General features: G+C 65.9%; 7 protein-coding genes. All 7 read left to right on the plus strand.

Going from position 1 to position 7174, the window contains the following annotated elements:
• The first annotated feature begins 7 nt into the window (after window positions 1-7).
• From hflX to EIP75_RS12630, 7 genes are read left to right on the plus strand one after another with little or no spacing between them, the layout of a single operon-like run.
• Window positions 8-1318, plus strand: coding sequence for a GTPase HflX (hflX, locus tag EIP75_RS12600; RefSeq protein WP_476561140.1), 1311 nt, complete (start codon window positions 8-10; stop codon window positions 1316-1318).
• Window positions 1299-2696, plus strand: coding sequence for an FtsH protease activity modulator HflK (gene hflK / locus EIP75_RS12605; protein WP_233584832.1), 1398 nt, complete (start codon window positions 1299-1301; stop codon window positions 2694-2696). Before hflX ends, hflK begins: the two co-directional genes overlap by 20 nt.
• 18 nt (window positions 2697-2714) lie before the next feature.
• On the plus strand, window positions 2715-3593 hold the full coding sequence (gene hflC / locus EIP75_RS12610) for a protease modulator HflC (protein ID WP_125243602.1): 879 nt from the start codon (window positions 2715-2717) through the stop codon (window positions 3591-3593).
• A 24-nt stretch (window positions 3594-3617) separates the two neighbouring features.
• Complete coding sequence (locus EIP75_RS12615; protein ID WP_125243603.1) at window positions 3618-3803, plus strand: DUF2065 domain-containing protein; 186 nt, start codon at window positions 3618-3620, stop codon at window positions 3801-3803.
• Between the two features lie 60 nt (window positions 3804-3863).
• Window positions 3864-5057: an ATP phosphoribosyltransferase regulatory subunit gene (locus tag EIP75_RS12620; protein ID WP_125243604.1), complete on the plus strand. Its 1194-nt coding sequence runs from the start codon at window positions 3864-3866 to the stop codon at window positions 5055-5057.
• Window positions 5058-5114: 57 nt separating this feature from the next.
• The gene (locus tag EIP75_RS12625; RefSeq protein WP_125243605.1) at window positions 5115-6470 is read left to right on the plus strand and encodes an adenylosuccinate synthase; all 1356 of its coding nucleotides are present in this window, start codon (window positions 5115-5117) and stop codon (window positions 6468-6470) included.
• Window positions 6471-6520: 50 nt separating this feature from the next.
• Window positions 6521-7042: a phosphoribosyltransferase gene (locus EIP75_RS12630; protein WP_125243606.1), complete on the plus strand. Its 522-nt coding sequence runs from the start codon at window positions 6521-6523 to the stop codon at window positions 7040-7042.
• Window positions 7043-7174 lie beyond the last annotated feature (132 nt).

Genomic DNA, 7174 nt, shown 5'->3' on the forward strand with positions numbered 1-7174 from the left:
ATACGCTTTGACATCTTCAGTGCCGTTCGAGCATGCCCCCGGCGGCCCTCCCAGGGTCGTGCTGGTGGGGGTCGATCTGGGCAAGGGGTCATCCTTTGATCCCACCCTCGATGAACTTGCCTTGCTGGCCGAATCGGCTGGCGATGCGCCGGTGGCGCGCGTCATTGCACGCCGCAAGGCCCCCGATGCCGCGTTCTTCGTAGGCTCGGGCAAGGCCGACGAGATCAAGCACCTGGTGGCTGATCAAGGGGCGCAGGCGGTCATTTTCGATCAGGCCCTGTCGCCTGCGCAGCAGCGCAACTTGGAGCGCCATCTGGGCGTCGAAGTGCTCGACCGCACCTCCCTGATCCTTGAGATCTTCGGTGACCGCGCCCGCAGCCACGAAGGCAAACTCCAGGTCGAACTGGCCCGTCTGGGCTACCTGGCGACCCGGCTCGTGCGCCGTTGGTCCCACCTTGAGCGCCAACGCGGCGGGGTGGGGCATCGCGGTGGCCCTGGCGAAACGCAGATCGAGCTGGACCGCCGCATGATCGACCAGCGCATCAAGTCGCTCAAGCAGCAACTGATCAAGGTCAAGCGCCAGCGCAACACGCAGCGCCGTGGCCGTGAGCGCACCGGCACCTTCCGCATCTCGCTGGTGGGCTACACCAACGCGGGCAAGTCCACGCTGTTCAATGCCCTGACCAAGGCCGGCACCTACGCGGCTGACCAGCTCTTCGCCACGCTGGACACCACCGTGCGCCAGCTCTATCTGGCGCAGGCCGAGCGCANCACCGTGCGCCAGCTCTATCTGGCGCAGGCCGAGCGCAGCGTCACCATTTCCGACACCGTGGGGTTCATCCGCGATCTGCCGCACACGCTGGTCGAGGCCTTCGAGGCCACCCTGCAGGAGGCTACCGAGGCCGATGTGCTGTTGCATGTTGTCGACGCCGCCAGCCCCGTGCTGCTCGAGCAGATGGCAGAAGTTCAGCGCGTATTGAACTCCATCGGTGCCGCAGGGATCCCACAGGTGCTGGTGTTCAACAAGTGCGACGCGCTGCCCGAGCATCAGCACCCCCGCCATGACCGCGACATTTTCGAGATGCCCGACGGCACCCACGCGTTGCGCGTGTTTGTCAGTGCCCTGACGGGCGAGGGGCTCGATGTGTTGCGCGAAGTGCTCTCGCAGTCGGCCATTTCCGGCCTGGGCGATGCAGAAGCAGGCTTTTCAGCCGACTTCTCACCGATCGCCATGCACAATCATGAACTCGAGGCCCCGTCGGAGGATGACGCGGCCCATCACCAAGAATCGTTCGAAAATGGACATGCACAACGCTGAGACAAGCCCAGCCCAGGCGGCACCGCGCACCGGCCTTCGTGTCGTGGCGTCGGCCGCGGCGCTGGCGGCGGGTTTCCTGACCGGGGTGGTCACGCGCCTGGTGTGGCGCTCGACGCACCGCCTGTACCGCGTGCTGCCCGGCGTGGCCGGTGCCAGCACCAGCGAGAACCGCCGGGACGAAGGCCCGCCTGATCTCGACGAACTCTGGCGCGATTTCAACCGCAAGCTCAGTGGCCTGTTCTCGGGCCGCGGTGGTGATGGCGGCAACAACAACGGCAGCAGCAACGGCCCCGGCGGCAGCATGTCGCCGGATCCGACCGGTGCCGGCATCGGCATCGGCCTGGTGGCCGGTCTGGTGGTGCTGGTCTGGCTGGGCAGTGGTTTCTTCATCGTGCAGGAAGGCCAGCAGGCCGTGGTGATGTCCTTCGGGCGCTACAGCCACACCTCCGATGCCGGCTTCCAGTGGCGCGGCCCTTACCCGTTCCAGAGCCACGAGATCGTCAACGTCACGCAGCTGCGCTCGCTCGATGTCGGCAGTGCCACGGTAGAGCAGGGCACAGGCCTGCGCGATTCGTCCATGCTCACGCGCGACGAGAACATCATCGATATCCAGTTCACGGTGCAGTACCGCCTGGCCGACGCCAAGCAGTACCTGTTCGAGAACCGCAACTCCGATGAGGCCGTCAAGCAGGCCGCCGAATCGGCCGTGCGCGAGATCGTCGGCACCAGCACGATGGACTCGGTGCTCTACGAGAAGCGCGACGCCATTTCCATCGATCTGTCCAAGTCCGTGCAGGCCCAGCTCAACAAGATCAAGGCTGGCGTGACGGTGGTCAACATCAATGTGCGCAGCGTGCAGGCCCCCGAGCAGGTGCAGGCCTCGTTCGACGACGCGGTCAAGGCGGGCGCCGACCGTGAGCGCCTGAAGAACGAAGGCCAGGCCTACGCCAACGACGTGATCCCCAAGGCCCAGGGCACGGCGGCGCGCCTGCGTGAAGAAGCTGCCGGTTATGCCGCCCGCGTGGTGTCGCAGGCCGATGGTGATGCGCAACGCTTTCGCTCGGTGCTGGCCGAGTACCAGAAGGCCCCGGGCGTGACCCGCGACCGTCTCTACATCGACAGCATGCAGCAGGTCTACAGCAATGTGACCAAGGTTCTGGTTGATTCGCGCCAGGGCTCGAACCTGCTGTACCTGCCGCTCGACAAGCTGTTGCAGGCCAGTGGTGCGAATCCCCCGGCTGGCAGCGCCCAGTCCCCTGCCGCCGGTACGGCCGCGGTGCCGGAGTCGACCACGACCGTGCCGTCATCCAGCCCGGCCGCGGCTGTTGACCCCCGCTCGCGCGAGAACCTGCGCAGCCGTGACCGCGACGCCCGCTGAGCCCCAAGGAAACCCGACATGCACCGCATTGGCATCATCGTGGTCGGCATCCTGCTGGCCCTCATCATCCTCGCATCCACCCTGTTCGTGGTGGATCAGCGGCAGTTCGCCGTCGTCTATGCCCTGGGCGAGATCAAGGACGTGGTCAGCGAGCCTGGCCTGAAGTTCAAGCTCCCGGCGCCGCTTCAGAACGTCGTCGTGCTCGACCGCCGCACTCAGACGCTCGACAGCCCCGAGTCCAAGCCCATCTTCACGGCCGAGAAGAAGAGCCTGGTGATCGACTGGCTGCTGAAGTGGCGCATCACCGACCCCAAGCTCTTCATCCGCAACCTCGGCACCGACATGCGCAATGCCGAGAACCGGCTGAGCCCGATCGTGCAGGCCGCGCTCAACGAAGAGGTCACGCGCCGCACCGTGGGGGCCGTGCTGTCCACCGAGCGCGAGAAGGTCATGCAGGGCATCATTTCCCGCCTGTCCGACGACGCCAAATCCTTTGGCATCGAGATCGTCGACGTGCGCATCAAGCGCGTGGACTTCTCCGTCAACATCACCGATGCGGTGTACCGCCGCATGCAGTCCGAGCGCCAGCGCGTGGCCAACGAGCTGCGTTCGCAAGGCACGGCCGAGGGTGAAAAGATCCGCGCCGATGCCGACCGCCAACGCGAAATCATCGTGGCCGAAGCCTACCGCGATGCGCAGAAGCTCAAGGGTGATGGCGATGCTAAGGCATCGGCCCTGTACTCCGATGCGTTCGGTCGTGATCCGCAGTTCGCCCAGTTCTACCGCAGCCTCGAGGCTTACCGCAGCACCTTCCGCAGCAAGTCGGATGTGATGGTGGTGGACCCGAGCAGCGACTTCTTCAAGGCCATGCGCGGCGCCGGCACCGGCGGCAAGTAAGCGCTTCAGTTCGGTTCTGCTGCCATGGCCGATGCCTTCTGGCTGGCCCTGGCCCTCGTCCTGGTGATCGAGGGCCTGCTGCCCATGATCAATCCCGCCGCGTGGCGCAGGGTCTTTGAACAGGCCCTGCAACTCGACGACGCGCAACTCCGTCTGGTGGGCATCAGCAGCGTCTTGTGCGGACTGCTGCTCATCTGGTTGCTGGGGTGAGGGTGGTCGGATACCCTGAACCCCGGTAGAATCCCGCTTTTAACCCCCACTCGATTTTTTATGTCGTCTGCTTGGCTGTTGCCAGAGCACATTGCTGACGTCTTGCCTGCGCAAGCCCGTCGCGTGGAAGAACTGCGCCGTGTCTGGCTGGACGCGGCGCGTGGCTACGGCTACGAGCTGGTGATGCCGCCGCTGCTGGAGCATCTCGATTCGCTGCTGTCGGGAACCGGCCATGCGCTGGATCTCAAGACCTTCAAGCTGGTCGACCAACTCAGCGGCCGCACGCTGGGCGTCCGCGCCGATGCCACCCCCCAGGTGGCCCGCATCGATGCCCACCTGCTCAACCGCGAAAGTCTGACGAGGCTGTGCTACTGCGGCCCGGTGCTGCACACGCGCCCCGCCAGCCCGCAGGCCAGCCGCGAGCCCTTGCAGCTGGGCGCCGAGATCTACGGCCATGCCGGGCTTGAAGCCGATCTGGAGGTCACCGAGCTGGCCCTGGAAGGTCTGCAGGCCTCCGGCCTGTGCGGTCTGGTGATCGACCTGGCCGACGTGCGCCTGGTGGAAGGCGTGCTGGCCGGCTTGGGTCTGCCCGAGCTGGATGAGGCCACCCACACCGCCGTGGTCACCGCGCTCACGGCCAAGGATGTCGGTGCCCTGCGCGAGCTGGCCGCCCAGGGCGCGCTGGCCTCCGCGCCCCGCGCCGCCGAGGTGCTGGTCACGCTCACCACGCTTTACGGCGACGATGCGATCCTGGCGCAGGCGCGTGCCGTGCTGCCTTCGCACCCGCTGGTGGCATCGGCCCTCGACGACCTGGCCTGGCTGTCGGCGCAACTGCGCCAGGCTCAGCCGGGGCTGCGTGTCGGCTTCGACCTGTCCGATCTCAGCGGCTACGCCTACTACAGCGGCACCCGCTTCGCCATCTATGCCGAAGGCCTTGCCGACGCCCTGGTGCGCGGCGGCCGCTACGACGAGGTGGGTGCCGTCTTTGGCCGTCGTCGTCCTGCCGTGGGCTTCAGCCTCGACCTCAAGATCCTCGCCGAGGTGCTCGCCAGCCGTCAGGGTCTGGCCGTGCGCGCGGCAGTGCGTGCTCCCTGGGGTGAAGATCCCGCCTTGCGCCAGGCTGTGCGCGCGCTTCGCGGGCAGGGCCACACGGTGGTGTGCGTGCTGCCCGGACATGAACACGACGTCCAAGAATTCGACTGCGACCGGGAACTGGCGCAGATCGACGGACGCTGGCAAGTGCGCGCTCTCTGACGGCTTCTCGTCAGACGCGCACTGCCATTCCCCATTCGCGAAACAGGAATCCCCGCCATGCAAAGCTCTCAAGCGCCGGCTCGTCCCGCCAATGCACCTGCCCGCAACGTCGTGGTCGTCGGCACCCAGTGGGGTGACGAAGGCAAGGGCAAGGTCGTCGACTGGCTGACCGACCATGCTGCCGCCGTCGTGCGTTTCCAGGGGGGGCACAACGCTGGCCACACCCTGGTCATCAATGGCAAGAAAACGGCGCTGCAGCTGATCCCCTCGGGCATCATGCGCGAGGGCGTGGCCTGCTACATCGGCAACGGCGTGGTGGTCGACCCGACCCACCTGCTGTCCGAGATCGAGCGCCTGGAAGCCGCCGGCCTGAACGTTCGTTCGCGCCTGTTCATCAGCGAATCCTGCCCGTTGATCCTGCCCTTCCACGTCGAGGTGGACAAGGCCCGCGAGGCCCTGCGTGAAACCAGCGGTAGCGGCAAGATCGGCACCACCGGCAAGGGCATCGGCCCGGCCTACGAAGACAAGGTGGCCCGCCGTGCCCTGCGCGTGCAGGATCTGAAGCACCCGGATCGTTTCGCCAAGAAGCTGCGTGAGCTGCTGGATCTGCACAATTTCGCGCTCGTGGGCTACCTCAAGGGCACGGCGCTCGAGTTCCAGCCCATCTTCGACCAGGCCATGAAGGCGGCCGAGCAGATCCTGCCCATGCTGGCCGACGTCGGCGTGCAGATCCATGGCCACAACGTGGCCGGTGGCAGCGTGCTGTTCGAAGGCGCGCAAGGCACGCTGCTGGACATCGACCATGGCACCTACCCCTACGTCACGTCGAGCAACTGCGTGGCCGGCAATGCTGCCGCTGGTTCCGGCGTGGGTCCGGACAAGCTGCACTACATCCTGGGCATCACCAAGGCCTACACCACACGCGTGGGCAGCGGCCCCTTCCCGACCGAGCTGGACTGGGAAACGCCCGATACCGTGGGCTACCACCTGTCCACCGTGGGCCAGGAGCGCGGCACCGTGACGGGCCGTGCCCGCCGCTGTGGCTGGCTGGACGCCGCAGCGCTCAAGCGTTCGGTGCTGATCAACGGCATTTCGGGCCTGTGCATCACCAAGCTCGATGTGCTTGATGGCCTGAAGGAAATCAACGTCTGCACGGGCTACCTGCTCAATGGCCAGCGCGTCGACATCCTGCCGCTGGACGCTGACGAGATCGTGGCCTGCGAGCCCATCTATGAAACCTTCCCGGGCTGGGAGGGCACGACCTTCGGCATCACCGAGTGGGACAAGCTTCCCGCCAACGCGCGCGCCTACCTGGAGCGTGTGCAGGCCTTCATCGGTGCACCCATCGACATGGTGTCCACCGGCCCCGACCGCGACCACACCATCCTGCTGCGCCATCCCTACAAGGGCTGAGCGGGGCACTTCCCATTTTTCCCCACCCCCGCATTTCCCAAGGAGTCCCCATGCTCACCGACGATGGCAAACACCTGTACGTGTCCTGGGAGGAGTATCACCAGCTCACCGAGCGCCTGGCGCTGAAGGTGTATTCCTCCGGATGGGAGTTTGACCAGATCCTGTGCCTTGCCCGTGGCGGCATGCGCCCTGGCGATGTGCTGTCGCGCATCTTCGATCGCCCGCTGGGCATCATGTCCACCAGTTCCTACCGTGACGATGGCGGCACCCTGCAAGGGCGCCTGGACATGGCCAAGTACATCACCATGCCCAAGGGTGAGTTGGCCGGCCGTGTGTTGCTGGTCGATGACCTGGCTGATTCCGGTGTGACCTTGCGTGCCGTGGTCGAGCGCCTGCGCGGCATGCCGGCCATCACCGAACTGCGCTCGGCGGTGATCTGGACCAAGGGGGTGTCGAGCTACACGCCGGATTACTACGTGGAGACGCTGCCCACGAGCCCCTGGATCCACCAGCCGTTCGAAGAGTACGACACGCTGCGTCCGGAGGCACTGCTCAAGCGGTACCAGGTCTGATGCCAGGCTGGGCTGAGAGGCTCATGATTTGAAAGGCAGCCTTCGTGGCTGCCTTTTTCTTGGGGCTGTGCTTCGGGCTTTCAGCAAGCGCTTGAGTATCCGCGCGCCATCAAGACAAAAGCCGCATGATCT

It is taken from the genome of Aquabacterium soli (assembly GCF_003933735.1).
GTDB classification, from domain to species: Bacteria; Pseudomonadota; Gammaproteobacteria; order Burkholderiales; family Burkholderiaceae_C; genus Aquabacterium; species Aquabacterium soli.